The following is a 21,717-nucleotide window of genomic DNA, read 5'->3' on the forward strand; positions in this document are numbered from 1 at the left end:
GCATTGGACGGATGAGTAGGAGGTCCTTAGGTTCGAAGCATGCCTTCCGCCAGTACCGGGGCGTCCACCAGCGTGGTCGCCTCCTCCGCCGCCGTCACTCCCACCGAAGTGGTCCCCGTCGACACCCGGCTGACCCCGGGCGGGCCCGGCTACCGGCGGATGAGCTTCGCGCTCTTCCTCGCCGGGGTCGCGACCTTCGCGCTCCTCTACTCCACCCAGGCCCTCCTCCCCCTCATCTCCGGCGACTTCGGAGTGACGGCGAGCACGGCGAGCTGGACGGTGTCGGCGGCGACCGGCGCACTGGCCCTGTTCGTCCTGCCGCTGAGCGCGCTCTCCGAGCGGTTCGGGCGGCGTACGTTGATGACGGCGTCCCTCGCGGTCGCGGTGACCGTCGGACTGCTGGTGCCCTTCGCTCCTTCGGTCGGCTGGCTGGTCGCGCTGCGGGCCGTCCAGGGCGCGGCACTGGCCGGGCTGCCGGCCTCGGCGACGGCGTACCTGGCGGAGGAGGTGCGCCCGAAGGCACTGATCACCGCCATCGGCCTGTTCGTCGCGGGCAACAGCGTCGGCGGGATGAGCGGCCGTGTCATCACCGGCTGGGTCGCGCAGGAGTGGGGCTGGCGGGTCGCCGTCGGCACGATCGGCGTGATCGCGGTGGGCTGCGCGGTGGCCTTCCGGCTGCTGCTGCCGGCGCCCAAGCACTTCAAGGCCGGTTCGCTGCGCCCCGCGGTACTGGTCCGCACCGTCCGCTCCCACCTCGCGAACCCGCTGCTGCGCAGGCTGTACGCGATCGGCGCGCTGTTCATGACGGTGTTCGGCGCCGTCTACACGGTGATCGGCTACCGCCTCACCGACGCCCCGTTCTCCCTCCCGCAGGGCCTCATCGGCTCGATCTTCCTCGTCTACCTGGTCGGTACGGTCTCGGCGTCGACCGCCGGGAAGCTGGTGGGCCGGCTCGGCCGACGCGGCGCGCTGTACCTGGCGGGTGCCACGACGACCGCGGGTCTGCTGGTGTCGCTGGCCGACTCGCTGCCGCTCGTACTGCTCGGGCTGGTGCTGATCACGGCCGGGTTCTTCGCCGGACACGCGGTGGCGTCCTCCTCCGTCAGCCACACCGCGAAGGAGGGCCGCGCGCAGGCCTCGGCGCTCTACCAGTCCGCCTACTACCTGGGCTCCAGCGCGGGCGGCACGCTCGGCGCGGTCGCCTACCACTCCGGCGGCTGGGCCGGGACGGTGGCACTCGGCCTGCTCGCGGTGGTCGGGGTCGTGGGGATCACGGTGCTCGGGTCGCACGCGGCGCGGACGCGGCGACAGCTGGTGGCCGTTCAGCACTGACGTCCCCAGAACGGCCGGGGGCCGACCGGGGTAGCCGGGGAGCAACCGGCGAACATGTGGGTGCAGGTCAGGACAGTAACTGTCCTGACCTGCACCTTTTTCGTCTCGGGGGGCCATTGTCAGTGGGCTGCGGTAGCTTCCGGGGTGTCGGTGCCGCAACGAGGCGGCGAGTGCGCGACGAGGACGTCCGCGCGACGGACAAGGCCACAGGGGTGGGTTGGCTATGAGCGACGGTACGGCGACGGTGGAAGACCTCGACGTCCGGCTGGAGAAGCACCGGGTCGAGCTGACGGGGTACTGCTACCGGATGCTCGGCTCGTCCTTCGAGGCCGAGGACGCGGTCCAGGACACGCTGGTGCGCGCCTGGCGCAGCTACGACAAGTTCGAGGGCCGCTCCTCGCTGCGTTCGTGGCTGTACCGGATCGCGACCAATGTCTGCCTGGACATGCTGACCGCGGGCAACAAGCGGGCCCGGCCCATGGACCTGACGGAGTCGACGCCGCTCGCGCAGGCCGCTCTGACACCGCGCGCGGACAACACCTGGCTGGAGCCGATGCCGGACGCGCGCGTGCTGCCGACGGTCGGCGATCCGGCCGAGGCCGCCGTGGCCAAGGAGTCGGTGCGCCTCGCCTTCATGGCCGCCCTGCAGCAACTGCCGCCCAAGCAGCGGGCGGTACTCATCCTGCGCGAGGTCCTGGCGTGGAAGGCGAGCGAGGTGGCCGAACTGCTCGGCACCACGGTCGCCTCCGTGAACAGCGCCCTCCAGCGGGCCCGCGCCACGCTCTCGGAGAGCGCGGAGAGCGGAAGTGCCGCCGCGCGGGCCGCCACCTCCGACCCGCTCGACGAGGAGCAGCAGAAGCTCCTGGAGCGCTATGTCGCCGCCTTCGAGGGGTACGACATGACGGCGTTGACGGCGCTCCTGCACGAGGACGCCGTGATGACGATGCCGCCGTTCGACCTGTGGCTGACCGGCCCCTCGGACATCACGGGCTTCATGACGACGCTCGGTGCGGCCTGCGCGGACTCCCATCTGGTCCCGGTCGCGGTGAACGGGCTGCCGGGGTTCGCCCAGTACAAGCCGGATCCCGAGACGGGCGGTCACACGGCGTGGGCCGTGCAGGTGCTGGAGATCTCAGAGGGGCGGATCACCGGGTTCCACTGCTTCCTCGACACTCAGCGGTGGTTCCCGCTGTTCGGGCTGCCCCTCCACCTCGAAGGGAAGGCCGACGAGGGCGAGCAGCGCCCGTAGGGCGGGGTCCGGGGCGCGGAGTCTGATCCGGCCCCCGGCGCGGCGGGCGGCCAGCTGCATCCTGGCCAGTGCGTCGATCGTCGTCAGGCCCGGCGGTCCGAGGCCTGCTACGTCGCAGACGACGATGTGGGCTCCGGAGGGCTGCAGCCTTGCGCGCACGGTCTCGCACAGCCTCGGCACGTCGTCTCGGGCGACGGGGCCGGGCAGTACGAGTACGGCGGGTGTCGTGGCGTCCACGTTCGGTAGACCGGGGGGACGGGCGGAACTCATCGCTGACGGGGTGACCTGCGGTCGGCTGGGGGGGGTGGACAGGTCGGCGGTCGGGTGCGGGCCGGTGGAGGCTGGTCGCGCGGTTCCCCGCGCCCCTGAAGGGGCCGGCCCGGGTTGCTCCAGGTCACATTGACCTGGGCATGTCTTGGCACAGAGGGTTGGGTGTATGCCCCATGAATCTGTGGCCGTCGTGCCGCGAATACCGGATCGCCGCCGCTGCCTCGCCGGGCATCCCCGGGAGGTGCCGTGCAAGGGGTGCTGAACGGGTTCGCGGTCATCGCCGTCGTCATCGGGGTCGGCTATCTGATCGGGCGTCGGGGATATCTCGGCGACAACGGGCGCGAGGTGCTGACCAAGCTCGCGTTCCACGTCGCCACGCCCGCGCTGCTCTTCACCACCCTCGCCCAGGCCGACCTGTCGGTGATCCTGTCCAACCGGCTGCTGGTGACCGCGGTCAGCACCTTCGCGGTGGCCGGGGTGTTCGTCGCGGTCGGCGCGGTGCGCCGGTGGGGCGTGGGCCGTACGACGATCGGGGCCCTGTGCTCCAGTTACGTCAACGCGGGCAATCTCGGTATCCCGATCGCCGTGTACGTCCTCGGGGACGCGTCACTCGTGGCGCCGGTCCTGCTGTTCCAGCAGATCGTGATGACCCCGGTGGCGCTGACGGTCCTCGACCTGTCGGGCGCGGGCGAGAAGCAGTCGGTCTGGCGGCGGGTGACCGCCCCCGTCCGCAATCCCGTCGGCATCGGCTCCCTGTCCGGGGTGGCCGTCTCGGCGAGCGGTCTGACCGTCCCGGGGCCCGTCATGGATCCGCTGACCCTGATCGGGAACATGTCGGTCCCGGCGGTGCTCCTCGCCTTCGGGATCTCCCTGTGCGGCAGCACCATGCCGGGGCGCGGGGCCGACCGGGCGCCCGTGCTGCTGTCCGTCGCCCTGAAGTCGGTGGGACAGCCGCTGGCCGCGTGGGCCCTGGCGGCGGGGGTCTTCGGCCTGCGGGGCGAGCACCTGCTCGACGTGGTCGTCACCTCGGCCCTGCCGGCCGCGCAGAACCTCTTCACGTACGCCTCGCGCTACCGCGTCGGCGAGGTCCTGGCCCGCGAGTCGATCCTGCTCTCGACGATGCTGGCGGTGCCGGTGCTGGTGGTGATCGCGGCGTTGCTGGGGTGATACCCGTCAACGGGCGCTCAGTGGACGGGAAACACGCTCGTGTCGAGCTTGAGGTCGAAGGGCTCCGGCAGCACGATCTGCTCGCCGAACTTTCCGGCTTGCAGCACCCGATAGACGTCCCCCTGGGGCTCGCCGTACAGCGTGACCGTGGGTCCGCCCGGCGCCCAGCGGTCGACGAGCAGATAGAGGGGGATGCCCGCAGCCGCGTAGGCGGCGGGCTTGCTGACGCGATCGTGCTGGGCGTTGGACTTGGAAGTGACTTCGACGACGAGTTCGGCTGCACCGGCCGGAATGTAGTTGCCGGGGCCGTCGACCTCCCCCGTGGGCACCACGACCAGGTCCGGAATGAACATCCCGAGACGCGACGGCACCGCGCTGGAGAGGGTCTGGAAGATCCCCCAGTCATGGGGAATTGCCGCATACAGGCGGCGCTGAACCGCAGCAGTGATCAGGTTGTGCTGATTCGCGGGAGTAGGCGACACGGTGACGATCCCCTCAATGATCTCCACCTTGCTGCCCTCGGGCCACTCCATCTCCTCCCGGAACCGGACGAGGTCGTCCCAGTTCCGCTCGGGCTCGTGGTCGACGGTGAGTGCACTCATGGCGGTCTCCTATCGGTACGTCACCGATCACAGCATGCCGAACGGGACCGGCGGCCGTCCACCGATCCCGTTCACCCGAAGGGGGAACCCCCAGGTCAAGCCGTACGTCAGGCGATACGTTCCAGCACCACCGGTGCCGCCGTGAACGCCGTCCCGGGGGCCGCCACGTCGTACGAGCCCTCGACCGCCTCCAGCGCGTACGCGAAGCGTTCGGGGGTGTCCGTGTGGAGGGTGAGGAGCGGCTGGCCCTCGGTCACCGTGTCGCCGGGCTTGGCGTGGAGTTCGACGCCCGCGGCGGCCTGTACCGGGTCCTCCTTGCGGGCGCGGCCCGCGCCCAGGCGCCAGGCGGCGATGCCGATGTCGTACGCGTCCAGGCGGGTCAGGACGCCCGAGGCCGAGGCCTTGACGACGTGCTGTTCGCGGGACGTGGGGAGTGCCGCGTCCGGGGCGCCGCCCTGGGCCGCGATCATGCGGCGCCACGCGTCCATCGCCGAGCCGTCGGCCAGCGCCTTCGCCGGGTCGGCGTCCTTGATGCCCGCCGCGTCCAGCATCTCGCGGGCCAGCGCGAGGGTCAGCTCGACGACGTCCGACGGGCCGCCGCCCGCCAGGACCTCCACCGACTCGCGGACTTCGAGGGCGTTGCCGGCGGTCAGGCCGAGCGGGGTGGACATGTCGGTGAGGAGCGCGACGGTCCGTACGCCGTGGTCGGTGCCGAGGCCGACCATCGTGGAGGCCAGTTCGCGGGCGTCCCCGATCGTCTTCATGAAGGCGCCGGTGCCGACCTTCACGTCCAGGACGAGCGAGCCCGTGCCCTCCGCGATCTTCTTCGACATGATCGAGGAGGCGATCAGCGGGATCGCCTCGACCGTGCCGGTCACGTCACGGAGCGCGTAGAGCTTCTTGTCCGCGGGGGCCAGGCCGTCGCCCGCCGCGCAGATCACCGCGCCGACCGAGTCCAGGACGGAGAGCATCTCGTCGTTCGAGAGCGCGGCGCGCCAGCCGGGGATCGACTCCAGCTTGTCGAGGGTGCCGCCGGTGTGGCCGAGGCCCCGGCCCGACAACTGCGGGACCGCCGCACCGCAGGCCGCCACGAGGGGGGCCAGCGGGAGCGTGATCTTGTCGCCGACGCCGCCCGTCGAGTGCTTGTCGGCGGTCGGGCGGGACAGGGACGAGAAGTCCATGCGCTCGCCGGAGGCGATCATCGCGGCGGTCCAGGTGGAGATCTCCCGGCGGTTCATGCCGTTGAGCAGGATCGCCATGTTGAGGGCGGCCATCTGGTAGTCGGCCACGTCACCGCGCGTGTACGCGTCGATGACCCAGTCGATCTGCCCGTCACTGAGCTCGCCGCGGTCCCGCTTGGTACGGATCACGGAGATGGCGTCCATCGACGACGAAGTCATGGCTTCCCTTCGGTAGTGCGGCGGCCCCTCCCGGTGTCCTGACGACACACGATGCGAAGGGGCCGCGGATGTCACGTGGATTACCTGGTGAGGTGCTCGGGCCCGAAGGCCTGCGGCAGCATCTCGGAGAGCGGGAGGAGACCGGCCGGGGTCTCCAGGACGAGATCGGGGCCGCCGAACTCGTACAGCAGCTGGCGGCAGCGGCCGCACGGGACGAGGATCTCGCCGCGGCCGTCCACGCACGTGAAGTGCGTGAGCCGGCCGCCCCCCGTGTTCTGGAGCTGCGAGACCAGGCCGCACTCGGCGCACAGCCCCAGCCCGTACGAGGCGTTCTCCACGTTGCAGCCGGAGATCACCCGGCCGTCGTCGACCAGGGCCGCGACACCGACCGGATAGCCCGAGTAGGGGGCGTACGCGCGGGACATCGCCTCGCGCGCCACCTCCCGCAGGGTCTTCCAGTCGACCTCGGGCGGCTCGGTCCCGGCCGTCGTCACTTTCCTTGACCCCGTCGGTACGGCATGCCGTCCGCCTTCGGCATCCGCAGGCGCTGCGCGGAGAGCGCGAGGACCAGCAGCGTGACGACGTACGGGGTGGCGGTGACGACCTGGTTGGGGACCTCGTTGGTGGTGGTGTACCAGAGGAAGACCAGGACGCCGATGAGCGTGGTGACCGCCGCGTGGACGTACCGCTTCTTCCATACGAAGTACGCGGCGCCGATGACCAGCAGCAGGGCCAGCAGGAGCAGCAGCGCGTGGACGTTGGTGCCGCCGCCGCGGAGCTTGAGGCTGTCGGTGTAGCCGAACAGGCCCGCACCGAGGGCGAGTCCGCCCGGCATCCAGTTGCCGAAGATCATCGCGGCGAGGCCGATGTAGCCGCGTCCGCCGGTCTGGCCCTCCAGGTAGATGTTGGAGGCGACCAGGGAGAGGAAGGCACCGCCGAGTCCGGCGAAGCCGCCGGAGATGACCACGGCCAGGTACTTGTACTTGTAGACGTTGACGCCGAGGGATTCGGCGGCCACCGGGTTCTCGCCGCAGGAGCGCAGCCGCAGCCCGAAGGAGGTGCGCCACAGCACCCACCAGGTGGCCGGGACGAGCAGGACGGCGACCACGGTGAGCGGCGACAGGTCGGTGAAGAGGCCGCCGACGAGACCGGCGAGGTCGGAGACCAGGAACCAGTGTTTGCCGTTGAGGGTCTGCAGCCAGTCCGAGAGACCTGGGATGTCGAAGGTGCCGAGCGAGTCGACGGGCGGCGACTGCTTCGACGTACCGCCCTCCTCGCCCTCGAAGGCGAAGGTCGACAGATAGCGGGTGGCGCCCAGGGCCAGGATGTTGATGGCCACACCGGAGACGATGTGGTTGACGTTGAAGGTCACGGTGACGATCGCGTGCAGCAGGCCGCCGAGGGCGCCGCCGATGATGCCGAACGCGACACCGGTCCACGGGCCCCACTGGAAACCGGCCCAGGCACCGAACCAGGTGCCGAGGACCATCATGCCTTCGAGGCCGATGTTGACGACGCCCGCGCGCTCGGCCCACAGACCGCCGAGACCGGCGAGGCCGATCGGCACGGCCAGGCGCAGGGCGGTGGACATCTGGCCGGTGGAGGTGATGCCGTTCGCGTCGGTGATGAGGCGGACGGCCGAGACGAGGACCAGCAGGCCCGCGATGAGCAGGAGCAGGACCGGGAGCGAGATACGGCGGCGGCCCCGGGCGGGCTTCGGCGCCTGCGGCTTGGCGACGGTCGAGGTGCTCATCGGGCAGCCACCTCCTTCTTGGAGTTGTCGTTGGCGGCGGCGGCCAGTTCGGCACCGACGCGCCGCTGCTGGCGGCGCAGGCCCCAGACGCGTACGGCCTCGTAGGAGACGACGACCGCGATCACGATGAGACCCTGCATGATCACCGCGATCTCCTTGTCGTACGCCACCGGGGTCGCGTAGTCGAGAGCGGGCGAGGCCTTGTCGAGGAAGGCGACCAGCAGGGCGGCGAAGGCGATGCCGACCGGGTTGTTGCGGCCGAGCAGCGCGATGGTGATGCCGGTGAATCCGAGGCCCGTCGGGAAGGACAGGCTGTAGGTGTGGGCGTCGCCGAGGAGGATCGGCAGGCCCGCGAGGCCCGCCATGCCGCCGGAGATCAGCATCGCGGTGAGGACCATGCGCTTGGCGTCCACGCCGGAGGCGGCGGCCGCGGTCTCGGAGGCGCCGGTGGCGCGCAGGTCGAAGCCGAAGCGGGTGCGGTTGAGGACCAGCCAGTAGAGGACACCGGCGAGTACGGCGATCAGCGTGAAGCCGTAGATCTCGCCCGCGTCGCCCATGTCGAAGCCGGGGAACCAGCCGGACTCCTTCATCACGCCGGTGGTCTGGTTGTTGCCGAGCGGCCGGCCCCAGACCTCGGTGAGGGTGAGGTAGCCGATGAGGCTGGTGGCGATGGCGTTGAGCATGATCGTCGCGACGACCTCGCTCACTCCGCGGGTCACCTTGAGGACACCCGCGATACCGGCCCAGAAGGCGCCGGTGAGCACGGCGATCAGCATCAGGAACGGGATCTGCAGGGCGGCGGGCAGCGAGACGTGCGCGCCGACGACCGCGGTCATCATGGCGGCGAGGCGGTACTGGCCGTCGACGCCGATGTTGAAGAGGTTCATGCGGAAGCCGACGGCGACCGCGAGGGCGGCGAGGTAGTAGACGCCGGCCTGGTTGATGATCAGGACCTGGACGTCGGCGAAACCGGCCTGCTCGAACATCAGGGTGTACGGCTCGATCGGGCTCTTGCCCGAGGCGAGCAGCACGAACGAGGTCAGCACCACGGCCGCCACGAGCGCGATGACCGGTCCGGCCACCGCGAGGAGCACTCGCTCCTTGTCGAACTTCTTCATCGGGCCTCGTCCTCCGGGGCTGCCTCTGCGGCTTCCGCCACCTGGCTTGACTGCTGTTCGTGCGTTACGTGCTCCAGGTGTCCGGAGGCCGCGCCGGTCATCGCCGAGCCCAGCTCCTCCGGAGTGACGGTCGCCGGGTCCGCGTCCGCGACGAGCCTGCCGTTGTAGATCACCCGGAGGGTGTCGGAGAGGCCGATCAGCTCGTCCAGGTCGGCGGAGATCAGCAGCACCGCCAGCCCCTCGCGGCGGGCCTCGCGGATCTGGTCCCAGATCGCGGCCTGCGCGCCGACGTCCACACCGCGGGTGGGGTGGGCGGCGATCAGGAAGCGCGGCTTGTGGCTCATCTCGCGGCCGACGATCAGCTTCTGCTGGTTGCCGCCGGACAGGGAGGCCGCCGTGACGTCGATGCCGGGGGTACGGACGTCGTACTCCTCGACGATGCGGCGGGTGTCGGCCTGGGCGCCCTTTATGTCGAGCCACATGCCCTTGCCCTTGGAGTTGGGCTTCTCGGTGACGTGGCCCAGGATGCGGTTCTCCCAGAGCGGGGCTTCGAGGAGCAGGCCGTGGCGGTGGCGGTCCTCGGGGATGTAGCCGACGCCCTGCTCACGGCGCTTGCGGGTGGGCCAGGAGGTCATCTCCTCGCCGATGAAGCGGATGGTGCCCGAGTCGGCGTTCTTGAGGCCGATCAGGGCGTCGACCAGTTCGGTCTGGCCGTTGCCCTCGACGCCGGCGATGCCCATGACCTCACCGGCGTGGATGGTGAAGGTGACGTCGTCCAGGACGCGCTTGGCGTCGCCGCCGGCCGCGTCGAGCGCGAGGGATCCGGCGGCCGGGGTGTCACCGACGGTGCCGGTCTCGCCGAGCGAGGCGCCGCCGGCCGCGTACACGGTGAGGCTCTCGACCTGGATGACGGGCTTGTCGGTGACCGTCGACTCGGCGGTCTCCGGCGTGGGCAGTTCGCTGCCGACCATCATCTCGGCGAGCTGCCGGGAGGTGGTCTCGGCGGGGACGGCCGTGCCGACCGTCGTGCCCCGGCGGATGACGGTGATCTCGTCGGCGACCGACAGGACCTCGCCCAGCTTGTGGGAGATGAAGATGACGGACAGGCCCTCGGCCTTGAGCTCGCGGAGGTTGTCGAAGAGCGCGTCGACCTCCTGCGGCACGAGGACGGCGGTGGGCTCGTCCAGGATCAGGATGCGGGCGCCGCGGTAGAGGACCTTGAGGATCTCCACGCGCTGGCGGTCGGCGACCCCGAGGTCCTCGACGAGGGCGTCCGGGCGCACCCCCAGCCCGTACCGCTCGGAGATCTCCCTGATCTTCTCGCGGGCGGCGCCGCCGATGCCGTACAGCTTCTCGCTGCCCAGGACGACGTTCTCCAGGACGGTGAGGTAGTCGGCCAGCATGAAGTGCTGGTGGACCATGCCGATGCCGCGCGCGATGGCGTCGGCGGGGCTGGCGAAGGTCACCTGTTCGCCGTCGACCGCGATGGTGCCCTCGTCCGGCTTCTGCATGCCGTAGAGGATCTTCATCAGGGTGGATTTGCCGGCCCCGTTCTCGCCGACGAGGGCGTGCACGGTGCCCTTGCCGACGGACAGGTGGATGTCGTGGTTGGCGACCACACCGGGGAATCGCTTGGTGATCCCCGCCAGTTCGACCGACACGGGCGACTGGGACGACGGTGACTGTGCGGCGAGCGGAGGGCTGCTGGACGCGTCGATGGCGTACTCCTTGGAAAAGGGGCCGATCTACGCGCGTAGCGCCCCTGCTTCAACTACTACTGCGGAGTCGGATGTTCTGGATATATCCAGGAGCATCCAGGCATATCAATGCCTCCCGGACAGAACCGGATCATCCGCCGCGCGAACGGGGCGCGAGAAGGCCATCCTTCCCACACCCCGTTTTCGCGACCGTAACGCTGCCATTACAGCGCCCGATTGACCATGGTTACCGCGGACGGTTACTACGAGGTCTTGACCTTGATCGTGCCGTCGTTGATGCCCTCGGTGGCCTTCTTCAGGGCCGCCTGGAGCTTGGCGTCAGCCTTGAAGTCGGGGTTCGAGTCCGCGAGGCCCACGCCGCCGGTCTTGAGGGAGGCGCGCACCACACCGGTCTCGGGCTTGCCGTCCTGGACCGACTTGGCGAGGTTGTAGACCGCGCCCGCGACGTCCTTGGTGGCCGAGGTGAGGATGAACTGCTTGTACGCCTTGAGGGCGTCCTGGCTGTACTGGTCGGAGTCGACGCCGATCGCCCACACCTTCGCGGCGGAGGCGGCCTCGATGACACCCTGACCGGACAGGCCCGCGGCGTGGTAGACCACGTCGGCGCCGTCCTCGATCTGGCCCTCGGCGGCGGTCTTGCCCTTGTCGGGGCTGGCGAACCCGCCGTCCTCGGCCTTCTCGGTCAGGAACTGCGAGACGACCTTGACCTTCGGGTTGGTGTCGGCGACACCCTGCTTGTAGCCCGCCTCGAACTTGTGGATCAGCGGGATGTCCACGCCGCCGACGAAGCCGACGGTCTTGGACTTGGTGGTGAGGGCCGCCGTGACGCCCGCGAGGTAGGAGGACTGCTCCTCGTGGAAGACCATGTCGGCGACGTTCTTCTTGTCGATCGTCTCGTCGTCGACGATGCCGAACGTCGTCTTCGGGAACTTGGCGGCGACCTCGGCGACGGCCGGCGCGTAGGCGTAGCCCACGCCGACCACCGGGTTGTAGCCGGCCTTGGCCAGCGTCTGCAGGCGCTGCACCTTGTCGGCGTCGGACTCGCCGTCGGTGGGCTCGACGGCCTTGGAGCCGTACTTGAACTCCGAGGCGGCCTTCTCCATTCCGGCGGTCGCGGCGTCGTTGAAGGACTGGTCGCCCTTGCCGCCGACGTCGTACGCGAGGGCGATGCCCTTGCTCTTGCCGTCGCCGCTGTCAGCGGCGTCGTTGGACGTGCCGCCGCAAGCAGCGAGGGCGGCGGTGAGGGTAGCGGTCGCAACGCCCGCGACAGCGATTCGGGACACCCGGCGCATGGAACGTGACTCCTTTGTGCAAGCGCCCATACCAGGCGCTGGTTCCGCCGCAGCGTAACGCGCGTAGACCAGACGGAAAACCCCTTCTGTCCGGTCCGTTATCGAGCTGTGGCCACAGATGCCCCACAGACTACGGAACGTCGTACGCCCCTTGCGGGAGGCAAGGGGCGTACGACCTGCGAAGCGTGCCCCTCGGCCGGGGTGGTGTGCGGGGCGGGGGTGCGTGGTGCGGTGGGTGGGTGGCGGGCCGGGTGACCGAGTGGGAGGTGCGCGCGTGTCGTCGCTGCGGGCCGGTGGGGGTTGGGCCGCCCGGTTCCCGCGCCCCTGAAAGGCGGCGGCTGCCCGGCCCGCACCGCGCGGGTGCCTCCAGGCGGGGACCGAGGGGGCACAGACACACGGTGAGCGGATCCCCCGGCCAGACGGCCCTGAAGCGGCGCGGGGACCTGCGTGGCCCCACCCAGACCGGGCCAGACCAGGCCACCCCTACCACCAAGGGGCGCGGGGAACTGCGCGAACGCCCCCACCGACCGGCGGCCGGGAGCGCGGTCCCGTCACCGCGCCCAGCGCGTCCGCGCGCCCCGCACAGCCCGGTGGGAGTGACCCCTGCGACCCAGGGCCACCCCCACCAACTCCAAGGGGCGCGGGGAACGGCGTGGCCGACCCCACCGGCCCGCAGCCGACGGCGCACCCGCGCCGCCCCACACGCACAGCCGGAGGCGTTACTCCGTCTTGACCGTTACCTTGCCGCTGATGATGTCTTCCTTGGCCTTGTCGACGGCCGCGACGACATCGGTCATCTCCTTGTACTTCGGGTTCGAGTCGGCGAAGCCCACGCCACCGGTCTTCAGGTCGCCCCGGTGCTCACCGGAGAGCGGCTTCCCCTCGATGACGGACTTGGTCACCTCGTAGACGGCGCCGCCGACGTCCTTGAGCGCGGAGCCCAGGATCCAGTCCTTGGACGCGGCGAGGGCCTTCTGCTTGTACTGGTCCGAGTCCACGCCGATCGCCCAGACCTTCTCGGCCGCGGCCTCCTGGATGACGCCCTGCCCGGACAGACCGGCCGCGTGGTAGATCACGTCGGCGCCGGCCTCGACCTGGCCGCTGGCGGCCTCCTTGCCCATGCTCGGGTTGGCGAACCCGCCGTCCTCGGGCTTCTCGGTGAGGTACCGCTTCTCGATCTTGATCTTCGGGTCGACCGACTCGACGCCCTGGACGAAGCCCGCCTCGAACTTGTGGATCAGCGGGATGTCCACGCCGCCGATGAAGCCGACGTGGTCCTTCTTGCTGGCCTTGGCGGCGGCGACACCGGCGAGGTAGGAGGCCTGCTCCTCGGCGAACACCATGTCGGCGACGTTCTTCGCCTGCACCTGGGCGTCGTCGATGACGGCGAAGGTGATCTTCGGGTACTTGGCGGCGACCTCCTTGACCGCCGGGGCGTAGATGTAGCCGACGCCGACGATGGGGTTGTAGCCGGCCTTCGCCATCTGGGTCAGCCGCTGCACCTTGTCGGCGTCCGACTCGCCGTCGCTCGGCTCGATGTCGTTGCCGCCGATCTTGAATTCCTTCCGGGCCTTCTCGAACCCGGAGTAGGCGGCGTCGTTGAAGGACTGGTCACCCCGGCCACCGATGTCGTAGGCGAGCCCGATGCCCTTGCCCTTGTAGCCGGAGCCTGAGCCGGACTCGGTGTCGCTGCCCGAGGACTCGTTGCTGGTCTCACCGCAGCCGGCGGCCGCGACGACGACGACCGCGACGGCGACAGCGGCTTGTGAAAGCCTGGTTCTCCGAGAAATCCGACGCATGAGAGAGCACCCCTTACATTCCCCAACGGCGCCGTTGCCGACGCTGACTGCGGCGCACAGTAACGCGCGTAGACGGGGAGGGGAACGGGGTTCTTCACTGCCGTTATCGATTCGTGCCGACGGCCGGTTACGAACGCCCGCCGCCGGTTACATGCGAGTGACACAAGGGGACGAAGGGGTACCGACCGGGGCACCCCTTCGTCCGTGCGTCACCTGTCACCGCGTGTCAGCGGCGCTCGTCCAGGAGGGCGGCGGCCGTGAAGAGCTCGACGCCCACCGTGATGGCCGACTCGTCGGCGTCGAAGTCGCCCTGGTGCAGGTCCCGCACGGTCCGCTCGCCCGGTGTGCGCACCCCGAGACGCGCCATGGCGCCGGGCACGTGCTCCAGGTACCAGGAGAAGTCCTCCCCGCCCAGGCTCTGCTCGGTGTCCTCCACGGAGTGGACCCCGAGCCGGGCGGTCATCGCCGCGCGCAGCAGATCGGTCGTGTCCGGGTCGTTGACGACCGGCGGCACCCCGCGTACGTAGCTGATCTCGGACTTGGCCCGGTGGAGCGTGGCGACCTCGTCGATCGCGGCGTGCACCAGATCGGGGGCGGCGTGCCAGGCCGCGAGGTCCAGGCACCGTACGGTCCCGGAGAGTTCGGCGTGCTGCGGGATCACGTTGCAGGCGTGCCCCGACTCGATACGTCCCCAGGTCAGGGAGAGTCCGGAGCGGGCGTCGACCCGCCGGGCGACGACGGCCGGCACGTCGACCGCGACCCGGGCGGCGGCGGTGACGAGATCGGTGGTGAGGTGCGGTCGCGCGGTGTGCCCGCCGGGTCCGTCCAGCGAGACCTCGACCCGGTCGCAGGCGGACGTGATGGGCCCGTACCTGAGTCCGATGCGGCCGGCGTCGACCCTGGGGTCGCAGTGCACGGCGATGATCCGCCCGACACCGTCGAGACCGCCGCCCTTGATGACCTCGGGGGCGCCGCCGGGAAGGACTTCCTCGGCGGGCTGGAAGATCAGGCGTACGGCCCGGTCGAGCAGGCCCCGCTCGTGCAGGTCCGCGAGGACGAGGGCGGCGCCCAGCACGACGGTCGTGTGCACGTCGTGGCCGCAGGCGTGGGCCCGGTCGGGCACGGTCGACCGGTACGCGCACCCGGTCTTCATGTCCGGGATGGGCAGGCCGTCGATGTCCGCGCGCAGGGCGAGCACGGGAACGGCGGGGTCCGGTACTCCGATGTCACAGATGAGCCCGGTTCCGGTGTCGAGCACGCGGGGCCGCAGACCGGCCCTCTCCAGCCTCTCCTTGATCGCGGCGGTGGTGCGGAACTCCTGGTTGCCCAGCTCCGGGTGCCTGTGCAAGTCACGTCGGAACGCGACGAGTTCGGCGCGCAGATCCTCGGACAGCGTGCCGGGAAGTGCTGCTCCCCCGGACGACGCCTCCTCGATCGACGCTTCCCCGGTCGATGCTTCCCCGGACGAATCGGCCTCGGACTCTTGCGACATCAGTTGGTTCACCCTCTGAAGGGTAGGGCGACGCGACCGCCAACTGCCCTGCGATCAACAAAACTTCAACCCGTTCGGGACAGGAAATCTAGCCGCGTGGCGCATACAAATGGACTGGCTTGGGTACACTCGCCCAGCTTTCCGGGTCGCTGTCTCCCACGCCTGCCCAGGCGGATCCGGATCCGGCCTTCCTTGTGGGAAAACCTCCGGGCGGCGGCGCCCATTCCCGGGTCCCCGGAAACAGGCTCTCTACGCATACCACGCATACGGACGCCCGAACGGTTCCGTTCACCTGCCGGACAGCGCCACGGCCGGCGGACCCGGGTTCGGGCCCTACGGGGCCCACCGCTATGGTCACCGGCCGTGACCGAACCCGACTTCATCACGAACACGCGCGCTTCCTACGACGCGATGGCGGCCGACTACGCGCGGGCCTTCCCGGACGAGTTCGGCGGGCAGATCCTGGACCGGGCGGTCCTCGCCGCGTTCACCGAGCTCGTGCGGACGGAGGGGCCCGCCTCCTGGGGGGCGGTGCCGGCCGGTTCCGTGGCCTCCGCGGCCTCCGTCCCCACCGCGTCCGCCGGTGTGGCGCCCGTCGCCGACATCGGCTGTGGGCCCGGGCATGTGACGGCCCACCTGAGCGCGCTGGGCGTGCCGGCGTTCGGCGTCGACCTGTCCCCCGCCATGGTGGCCCTGGCCCGGGAGGCGCACCCGGAGCTGCGCTTCGCGGTGGGTTCGATGACGGCCATGGACCTGCCGGACGGCGTGCTGGGCGGAGTCGCCGCCGTCTACTCCACGATCCACGTCCCGGACGACGAACTGCCCGCCGTCTTCCGGGAGTTCCATCGGGTACTGGCCCCGGGCGGGCACGTACTGCTGGTCTTCCAGACGGGGGACGAGCGTGCCCGGCTGACCGAGCGGTTCGGCCGTGCCATCTCGCTCGACTGTCACTGGCGGGATCCGGGTGTGGTGGCCGGGGTGCTGGAGGGGGCGGAGCTGTCGGTGCGGGCGCGGGTCGAGCGGGCGCCGTACGAGGACGAGAAGCTGCCGCGCGCGTTCCTGCTGGCCCGCAGGCCGCCCGCCCCGGTGGCCGGCTGACGACGGATTCCGCCCCCGCCGCCCCTGCCCTCCCCCGTCTCGGCTTCGCTCGACCGGGGCCCCATCGTCACCGCATGAGGGCTCGCCTCCCTCGCCCCCGGATCGCGCCTGCGCGCTCGTCCTCAAACGCCGGACGGGCTGAAGATTGCAGGGGCGCGGGGAACTGCGCGGCCGGCCCCCACCGGGCCCGCAGACGGAAGTCCGCTCCGGCCCGTCCGGCGTTTGAGGACAGGGCGTCAGACGGTCCTGACCGTCGACAGGCGGTGAACGTCCCGGGCCGTGTCCGTGACGCCCGAGAGGAAGCCCTGGGCCCGAGGGGAGGCGTTCTCCGTGAGCCACGCCGGGTCGATGTCGAAGACGGCGACCTTGACCTCGGTGCCGGCCAGCGCCAGCGGCAGGGTGTGGACGACCGTGGAGGGGAAGCTGAGGATCGTGCGGCCGATGGGGCCCCGGCGGGCGATCAGTTCCAGGGGAAGGTCCGGGCGGACGATCTCCAGGCCGGTCTCGACGGCCAGCCGGTGCAGCTTCTCGGGGCTCTCCCTGCGGTGGGCGAAGTAGCGGGTGGCCCCGTAGGTGCCGACCAGCCCCTTCACCGCTTCCAGGTAGCGGTCGGGGTCCACGACCCCCGTCTCCACCAGGGACGTGCCGACCAGGTCGGAGCCCTTCGTGAGGCGGGGAGGGCCGAAGCGGGCCCGGGTCCAGGCGAAGTCGTTGGCCGAGATGTCGACGCCCTCGGGCGTCTCGGTGATCGGCATGGAGGAGAAGACCTCCACCCGCCGTCCCGCACCGGGGGTGAGCCGGCGGCGGGCCCGGGCCGAGACCGGTGCGAAGACCAGGTCCCGGGCCCCGGGGCGGCCACCGCGCCGGTGCCAGCGCACCAGCCGTTCGCCGCGCGCCAGCTGGGAGACGAACTCCATGGTCGCGGTCCCGTCGTCCACGACGACGAGATCACGGGCGCGGGTGATGGTCAGCAGCAGCTGTACGTATCGCGAGAAGGGGTCGCCCATCACGATGCGCCGTGCGCGCCGCAGCAGCGGTGCGAGCCCGCCGACCGTGTGGAAGGGCGCGGTCGCGCCGCCCCTCGCCTCCTCCCAGCGCACTTCGTACCCCTCGTCCCTGGCCAGCTCGGCCATGCGCCTGAGCTGCCCGCGGGTCATCGGGTCGGTGGGCGACAGGACGACCAGGGTGAGTCCGGTACCGGCCTCACCGGGCCTGGCGTCACCCGTCCTGCCTGCCTTGCCCGAACCTCCGGGCCTGCCCGACCGGCCGAACCTGCCGGCCCCGCCGGGCCTGCCGGCTCCCAGTTCCGGGCCCGGGGGTCCGGAGGTCCCGCCCGTGCTCCTGAGGGCTGCCGCCTTCAGGGCATGCGCGTGCGCCCACTCCAGGACGTTCAGGAGCTGCACCGGGCTTTCCACGAAAGCCAGCGTGGCGGGTGACTGGGGGCCGGTGGACCCGGCGCGGGGACTCATCGACGTACGACCGTCGCTTCCCTGGAATCGGAAGGGGTGGGAGTGACGAAGGGGTGGGGGTGGTCCGGACCGCGTCGGGCTCAGACCGCGACCGGCTCGCCCGCGGCCGCGGCGATCTCCGCCTCGGCGACGACGCCCGAGACGCGGCGCAGCTTCTTCATCGGGCCCAGCTCGGACTCGTAGACCTTCTTGACGCCGTCGCCGAGGGAGGCCTCGATGGTGCGGATGTCGCGGACGAGGCGGGTCAGGCCCTGCGGCTCGACGGAGGCGGCCTGGTCGGAGCCCCACATCGCGCGGTCCAGGGTGATGTGGCGCTCGACGAAGGTGGCGCCGAGGGCGACCGCGGCGAGCGTGGTCTGCAGGCCGGTCTCGTGGCCGGAGTAGCCGATCGGGACGTTCGGGTACTCGGCCTGCAGGGTGTTGATGACGCGGAGGTTGAGCTCCTCCGCCTGTGCCGGGTAGGTCGACGTGGCGTGGCACATCAGGATGTTGTCGCTGCCGAGGACCTCGACCGCGTGGCGGATCTGCTTCGGGGTCGACATGCCCGTCGAGAGGATGACGGTGCGGCCCGTGCCGCGCAGGGCGCGCAGCAGCTCGTCGTCGGTCAGGGAGGCGGAGGCCACCTTGTGGGCCGGTACGTCGAACTTCTCCAGGAAGGCGACGGCCTCGGTGTCCCACGGGGAGGCGAACCAGGCGATGTTCTTCGACTTGGAGTACTCGTCGATCTGGCGGTACTCGTCCTCGCCGAACTCCACACGGTGGCGGTAGTCGATGTAGGTCATGCGGCCCCAGGGGGTGTCGCGCTCGATGTCCCACTGGTCGCGCGGGGTGCAGATCTCCGGGGTGCGCTTCTGGAACTTCACGGCGTCGCAGCCGGCCTCGGCGGCGGCGTCGATCAGCTTGAAGGCGTTGCCGAGGTCGCCGTTGTGGTTGATGCCGATCTCACCGACGACATAGACGGGGTGACCCGGGCCCGCGGTCTTCGAGCCGAACGTGCGCAGACGGGAGTTGGAGCTCATGGTGACGAAGTTCCTTACTTGTCGAGGGAGTCGAGAGAGGGGCCGAGGATCCAGCTGGCGATCTCTCGGATCGCGCCGTCGCCACCGGGGACGGTGGTGACCGCGCGTGCGGCGCCGCGTACGACGTCGTGGGCGCTCGCGACCGCCACGGGCCAGCCGACGAGGGCGAAGCACGGGAGGTCGTTGACGTCGTTGCCGACGTAGAGCACGCGCTCGGGCGCGATGCCCTGTTCCTCGCACCACTGCTTCAGTGCGAGATCTTTCCGGTCGATGCCGTGCAGCACGGGGATCTTGAGCTTCCGTGCGCGGGCGGCGACGACCGGGTTCTGTTCCGTGGACAGGATCAGCATCGACAGGCCGCTCCTGCGGAGGGCCGCGACACCGAGTCCGTCCCCGCGGTGCACGGAGACGAACTCCCGTCCGTCGGAGTCGATCAGCACCCTGTCGTCGGTCTGGGTGCCGTCGAAGTCGAGGACGACCGCGTCGATGTCCTGCGCGGTCGGGAGGGCGCCGGGCCGGTTCGCGTCGAAGAGCGGCGCGAGGGCCCGGGCGCGGGCGAGGTCGTGCGGGTCGTCGATCTCCAGGACCCGCGCGGGGTCGGTGCGGACGAGTTCCGTCCGGCCGAAGAAGCGGTGCTTGTGCTCGCGCAGTCCGGCCGCGTCCATGGCGTACGCGGCGCCGGTCTCCAGGAGGTCCTGGGGCCGGTCCTGGCGGCGCGGGCGGAAGGACTTGTCGTGGTTGACGCCGTAACCGCCGTCCGTGGCGGTGGTGTTGGCGACCGTCGTGGCGCCGCCGACGGACCGGGTGAGTTCGGTGTCGACCGCGGCCGGGTCGTCGTCGGCGTCCCGCCAGATGAACCCGTGGAAGGGCGCCACGGTCAGCGCGGTGTCCGCGCCGTTCTCCACGACCGCGCCGGCCACTCCGTCAATGTCCTCGCGGACGATGAAGGGGCTGGTGCACTGCACGAGGAGTACGGCGTCGACGGCGGAGCCGTGCAGGGCCTCGTGGGCGTCCATGGCGTGCAGGACGGCCGCCTCGGAGGTCGCCGTGTCGCCGGCGATGGCGGCGGGCCGCAGCACGACCTCGGCGCCCGCCTCGCGGGCGGCGGTGGCGATCGCCTGGTCGTCGGTGGAGACCACGACGTCCGTGACGAGCCGGGCCGCACGGCACTCGCGCACCGCCCGGGCGACCAGCGGCACACCGCCGACGGGCAGGAGGTTCTTGGAGGGGACGCCCTTGGAGCCGCCCCGCGCCGGAATCACCGCGAGCACACGGGGCACTGACTTCAGCCGTCCGGCTGCCCCATGGCCCGCTTCGGACTTGGTCATTACCTGTACTCCTTGATCGACGGTCGTCGCGTCCCGAAGGGGCGCGGGGCTGTACCGATGACGGCTGCGCCGTGTGGGCGTGCCCGGCCACGACGGACCCCCGGGTTCGAACCGGCCCCCGCCGCGGAGCGGAACGTCACAGCTCCCCCATCCGCCGGATGACCGGAGCCACCCGCTGCACCCCGTGCCGGTAGGCACCCCGTGCGGCGCGCCGCACGATCTGCCGCACGGGCCCCGGCTCCCGTTCGGCGTCGGGCGCGCCGGGCAGCGGACTGCCGTCCGGGGCGAGGTGGTGACGGGCGAGGATGCCGGGCAGGTAGCCGGGCGCGGTGGCAGGCGTGTAGTAGGGGGCGAGGTCGGGCAGCGTGCCCCCGCCGAGCAGAGCGGCGATCCGCTCGCGGGCCGCGTCGAAGGCCGTCTCGTACGAGCCTTCGCCGGCGGCCGGTCCCCCGCCGGAGACGGATCCCGCGGCGGCGACGCCCTGCCGGGCGACCCACCGCTCGTCGGGCGTCGGGATGTGCCCGTCGTCCAGCCGGTCCCAGGAGGCGAGGCAGCCGGAGCCCACGAAGTGGTGGTTGCCGAGCGACTCGCGCACCCCGAGGTCGGTGAGGACGACGGTGGGGATCCGGCGGTGCAGGGATTCCAGCGCCGCCGTGGAACTGACGGTGACCAGCAGGTCGGTACGGTCGAGGACCTCGCCCATGTGCCCGTACACGAGGCGGAAGTTGGCGGGCGGGCCGCCCGGGATCCGCTCCGCGAGGCGCTGGTAGGGCTGCTCCTCGATGTGTGTGGTGTGCTCGCCCGGCTTGGACCGCAGCTTCAGCAGGACCTCGCGGTCCGGATGCAGCCGGGCGTGCTGGATCAGCCGGTTCAGCAGATACGTACGGTCCTTGCGGCTCTCCGGCACGGAGGGCTGCGCGGCGAAGACGACCGTGTAGGGCCTGCGCCCTTGCTTCGCAGACGGGTCGTGCTTCTCGTACGTGGCACCGCCGAGGAACGGCAGCGCGACCTCGGTCACCGAGGAGGCGTCGGCGCCCACTCCCTCGTACACGGCGGTGAAACGGTCCGCGTCCTGGCGGGAGTTGGCGAGGACCAGGTCCGCGCCGTGCCGCAGCAGCAGCCCGTCGGCGAGCTTCTCGTAGACGACACCGACATAGCCGGTGACGACCACGGGCCGCTCGGTGCTCCCCGTCGCCGCGCGCTCCCGCCACTGGTGGGAGAGCCCGTGCAGCATCGCCTGGACGCCGCCGCCGACGAGGGACAGCACGAGGACGTCGTACGCGGCCTCCTCGCGGGCCATCTCCCGCAGGAACTCGACCGAGGTGACCTCCCGGAGGGAGTCGGCGCGGACGCCGACCTCTTCGAGCTGTCGGGCGGTAGGGGTGGCACGGCCCCTGAGGAGGTAGCCGTCGAGCCTGATGTCCGAATCGGCCGGTGCGATACGGTTCGCGGTGAGCGCGCCCCATTTCCACCGGGTGTCGGAATCGGCGAGGACGGCCACTCGCAGGGACTTCTTGGTACTTGCTGGCACACCGAAGACGCTAGGAAGCGATTCCGATCACCGGCCCAACCGGAATACAACAAAGGGTTAACAGCACACCGCCGAATGGC

At 70.9% G+C, this 21,717-nt stretch carries 18 protein-coding genes; 4 read left to right on the plus strand and 14 right to left on the minus strand.

What is annotated here, in order from left to right:
- Window positions 1–39: 39 nt before the first annotated feature.
- Together OHS59_RS17645 and OHS59_RS17650 are read left to right on the plus strand one after the other, a co-directional pair.
- The gene (locus OHS59_RS17645) at window positions 40–1,332 is read left to right on the plus strand and encodes an MFS transporter (RefSeq protein WP_328494356.1); all 1,293 of its coding nucleotides are present in this window, start codon (window positions 40–42) and stop codon (window positions 1,330–1,332) included.
- A gap of 223 nt (window positions 1,333–1,555) precedes the next feature.
- A complete protein-coding gene (locus OHS59_RS17650; protein WP_328494357.1) occupies window positions 1,556–2,581 on the plus strand; it encodes a sigma-70 family RNA polymerase sigma factor in 1,026 nt (341 codons plus the stop codon).
- On the opposite strand, the gene OHS59_RS17655 is transcribed toward OHS59_RS17650, so the two are convergent.
- On the minus strand, window positions 2,465–2,851 hold the full coding sequence (locus OHS59_RS17655) for an STAS domain-containing protein (RefSeq protein ID WP_328494358.1): 387 nt from the start codon (window positions 2,849–2,851) through the stop codon (window positions 2,465–2,467). The two genes, OHS59_RS17650 and OHS59_RS17655, sit on opposite strands and share 117 nt — an antisense overlap.
- Before the next feature lie 246 nt (window positions 2,852–3,097).
- On the opposite strand from OHS59_RS17655, the gene OHS59_RS17660 reads away from it, so the two are divergent.
- A complete protein-coding gene (locus OHS59_RS17660) occupies window positions 3,098–4,018 on the plus strand; it encodes an AEC family transporter (protein ID WP_328494359.1) in 921 nt (306 codons plus the stop codon).
- Between the two features lie 17 nt (window positions 4,019–4,035).
- On the opposite strand, the gene OHS59_RS17665 is transcribed toward OHS59_RS17660, so the two are convergent.
- The 9 genes from OHS59_RS17665 to OHS59_RS17705 form a co-directional block, all read right to left on the minus strand.
- Window positions 4,036–4,620 carry a Uma2 family endonuclease gene (locus OHS59_RS17665; protein WP_328494360.1) on the minus strand — a complete coding sequence of 195 codons (585 nt, stop codon included), beginning with the start codon at window positions 4,618–4,620 and terminating at the stop codon, window positions 4,036–4,038.
- A gap of 107 nt (window positions 4,621–4,727) precedes the next feature.
- Window positions 4,728–6,020 (minus strand): thymidine phosphorylase, encoded by a 1,293-nt coding sequence (locus OHS59_RS17670; RefSeq protein WP_328494361.1) that lies wholly within the window; start codon window positions 6,018–6,020, stop codon window positions 4,728–4,730.
- An 80-nt stretch (window positions 6,021–6,100) separates the two neighbouring features.
- A complete protein-coding gene (locus OHS59_RS17675; RefSeq protein ID WP_328494362.1) occupies window positions 6,101–6,514 on the minus strand; it encodes a cytidine deaminase in 414 nt (137 codons plus the stop codon).
- Window positions 6,511–7,773 carry an ABC transporter permease gene (locus OHS59_RS17680; RefSeq protein ID WP_328494363.1) on the minus strand — a complete coding sequence of 421 codons (1,263 nt, stop codon included), beginning with the start codon at window positions 7,771–7,773 and terminating at the stop codon, window positions 6,511–6,513. The genes OHS59_RS17675 and OHS59_RS17680 overlap by 4 nt, the downstream gene beginning before the upstream one ends.
- Window positions 7,770–8,891 (minus strand): ABC transporter permease, encoded by a 1,122-nt coding sequence (locus tag OHS59_RS17685; protein WP_328494364.1) that lies wholly within the window; start codon window positions 8,889–8,891, stop codon window positions 7,770–7,772. The genes OHS59_RS17680 and OHS59_RS17685 overlap by 4 nt, the downstream gene beginning before the upstream one ends.
- Entirely contained in the window at window positions 8,888–10,609 is a 1,722-nt protein-coding gene (locus OHS59_RS17690; RefSeq protein ID WP_443061635.1) for an ABC transporter ATP-binding protein, read from the minus strand. Before OHS59_RS17690 ends, OHS59_RS17685 begins: the two co-directional genes overlap by 4 nt.
- 242 nt (window positions 10,610–10,851) lie before the next feature.
- A complete protein-coding gene (locus tag OHS59_RS17695) occupies window positions 10,852–11,901 on the minus strand; it encodes a BMP family lipoprotein (RefSeq protein ID WP_328494366.1) in 1,050 nt (349 codons plus the stop codon).
- 719 nt (window positions 11,902–12,620) lie between these two features.
- Window positions 12,621–13,700 (minus strand): BMP family lipoprotein, encoded by a 1,080-nt coding sequence (locus OHS59_RS17700; protein WP_328494367.1) that lies wholly within the window; start codon window positions 13,698–13,700, stop codon window positions 12,621–12,623.
- A gap of 226 nt (window positions 13,701–13,926) precedes the next feature.
- Window positions 13,927–15,192, minus strand: coding sequence for an amidohydrolase (locus tag OHS59_RS17705; RefSeq protein ID WP_328494368.1), 1,266 nt, complete (start codon window positions 15,190–15,192; stop codon window positions 13,927–13,929).
- A gap of 363 nt (window positions 15,193–15,555) precedes the next feature.
- Here OHS59_RS17705 and OHS59_RS17710 point away from each other — a divergent pair, with 363 nt between their 5' ends.
- Window positions 15,556–16,290 (plus strand): class I SAM-dependent methyltransferase, encoded by a 735-nt coding sequence (locus tag OHS59_RS17710; protein ID WP_328494369.1) that lies wholly within the window; start codon window positions 15,556–15,558, stop codon window positions 16,288–16,290.
- 236 nt (window positions 16,291–16,526) lie between these two features.
- Here OHS59_RS17710 and OHS59_RS17715 read toward each other — a convergent pair whose 3' ends face one another.
- The 4 genes from OHS59_RS17715 to OHS59_RS17730 form a co-directional block, all read right to left on the minus strand.
- Window positions 16,527–17,759, minus strand: a complete 1,233-nt coding sequence (locus OHS59_RS17715; protein ID WP_328494370.1) for a hypothetical protein — start codon at window positions 17,757–17,759, stop codon at window positions 16,527–16,529.
- Window positions 17,760–17,839: 80 nt separating this feature from the next.
- Window positions 17,840–18,778, minus strand: coding sequence for an N-acetylneuraminate synthase family protein (locus tag OHS59_RS17720; protein WP_328494371.1), 939 nt, complete (start codon window positions 18,776–18,778; stop codon window positions 17,840–17,842).
- A 14-nt stretch (window positions 18,779–18,792) separates the two neighbouring features.
- Window positions 18,793–20,106 carry an N-acylneuraminate cytidylyltransferase gene (locus tag OHS59_RS17725; protein ID WP_328494372.1) on the minus strand — a complete coding sequence of 438 codons (1,314 nt, stop codon included), beginning with the start codon at window positions 20,104–20,106 and terminating at the stop codon, window positions 18,793–18,795.
- A 136-nt stretch (window positions 20,107–20,242) separates the two neighbouring features.
- The gene (locus OHS59_RS17730) at window positions 20,243–21,637 is read right to left on the minus strand and encodes a DUF6716 putative glycosyltransferase (protein WP_328494373.1); all 1,395 of its coding nucleotides are present in this window, start codon (window positions 21,635–21,637) and stop codon (window positions 20,243–20,245) included.
- Window positions 21,638–21,717: the final 80 nt, after the last annotated feature.

The sequence above is a fragment of the Streptomyces sp. NBC_00414 genome (assembly GCF_036038375.1).
GTDB lineage: Bacteria > Actinomycetota > Actinomycetes > Streptomycetales > Streptomycetaceae > Streptomyces.

Bases quoted from the DNA above. Each gene is read 5' to 3' on its own strand.
- OHS59_RS17645 (WP_328494356.1), top strand. From the start codon at position 40: ATGCCTTCCGCCAGTACCGGGGCGTCCACCAGCGTGGTCGCCTCCTCC.
- OHS59_RS17725 (WP_328494372.1), bottom strand. From the start codon at position 20,106: ATGACCAAGTCCGAAGCGGGCCATGGGGCAGCCGGACGGCTGAAGTCA.
- OHS59_RS17715 (WP_328494370.1), bottom strand. From the start codon at position 17,759: ATGAGTCCCCGCGCCGGGTCCACCGGCCCCCAGTCACCCGCCACGCTG.
- OHS59_RS17655 (WP_328494358.1), bottom strand. From the start codon at position 2,851: ATGAGTTCCGCCCGTCCCCCCGGTCTACCGAACGTGGACGCCACGACA.
- OHS59_RS17695 (WP_328494366.1), bottom strand. From the start codon at position 11,901: ATGCGCCGGGTGTCCCGAATCGCTGTCGCGGGCGTTGCGACCGCTACC.
- OHS59_RS17700 (WP_328494367.1), bottom strand. From the start codon at position 13,700: ATGCGTCGGATTTCTCGGAGAACCAGGCTTTCACAAGCCGCTGTCGCC.
- OHS59_RS17650 (WP_328494357.1), top strand. From the start codon at position 1,556: ATGAGCGACGGTACGGCGACGGTGGAAGACCTCGACGTCCGGCTGGAG.
- OHS59_RS17705 (WP_328494368.1), bottom strand. From the start codon at position 15,192: ATGTCGCAAGAGTCCGAGGCCGATTCGTCCGGGGAAGCATCGACCGGG.
- OHS59_RS17670 (WP_328494361.1), bottom strand. From the start codon at position 6,020: ATGACTTCGTCGTCGATGGACGCCATCTCCGTGATCCGTACCAAGCGG.
- OHS59_RS17680 (WP_328494363.1), bottom strand. From the start codon at position 7,773: ATGAGCACCTCGACCGTCGCCAAGCCGCAGGCGCCGAAGCCCGCCCGG.
- OHS59_RS17665 (WP_328494360.1), bottom strand. From the start codon at position 4,620: ATGAGTGCACTCACCGTCGACCACGAGCCCGAGCGGAACTGGGACGAC.
- OHS59_RS17685 (WP_328494364.1), bottom strand. From the start codon at position 8,891: ATGAAGAAGTTCGACAAGGAGCGAGTGCTCCTCGCGGTGGCCGGACCG.
- OHS59_RS17720 (WP_328494371.1), bottom strand. From the start codon at position 18,778: ATGAGCTCCAACTCCCGTCTGCGCACGTTCGGCTCGAAGACCGCGGGC.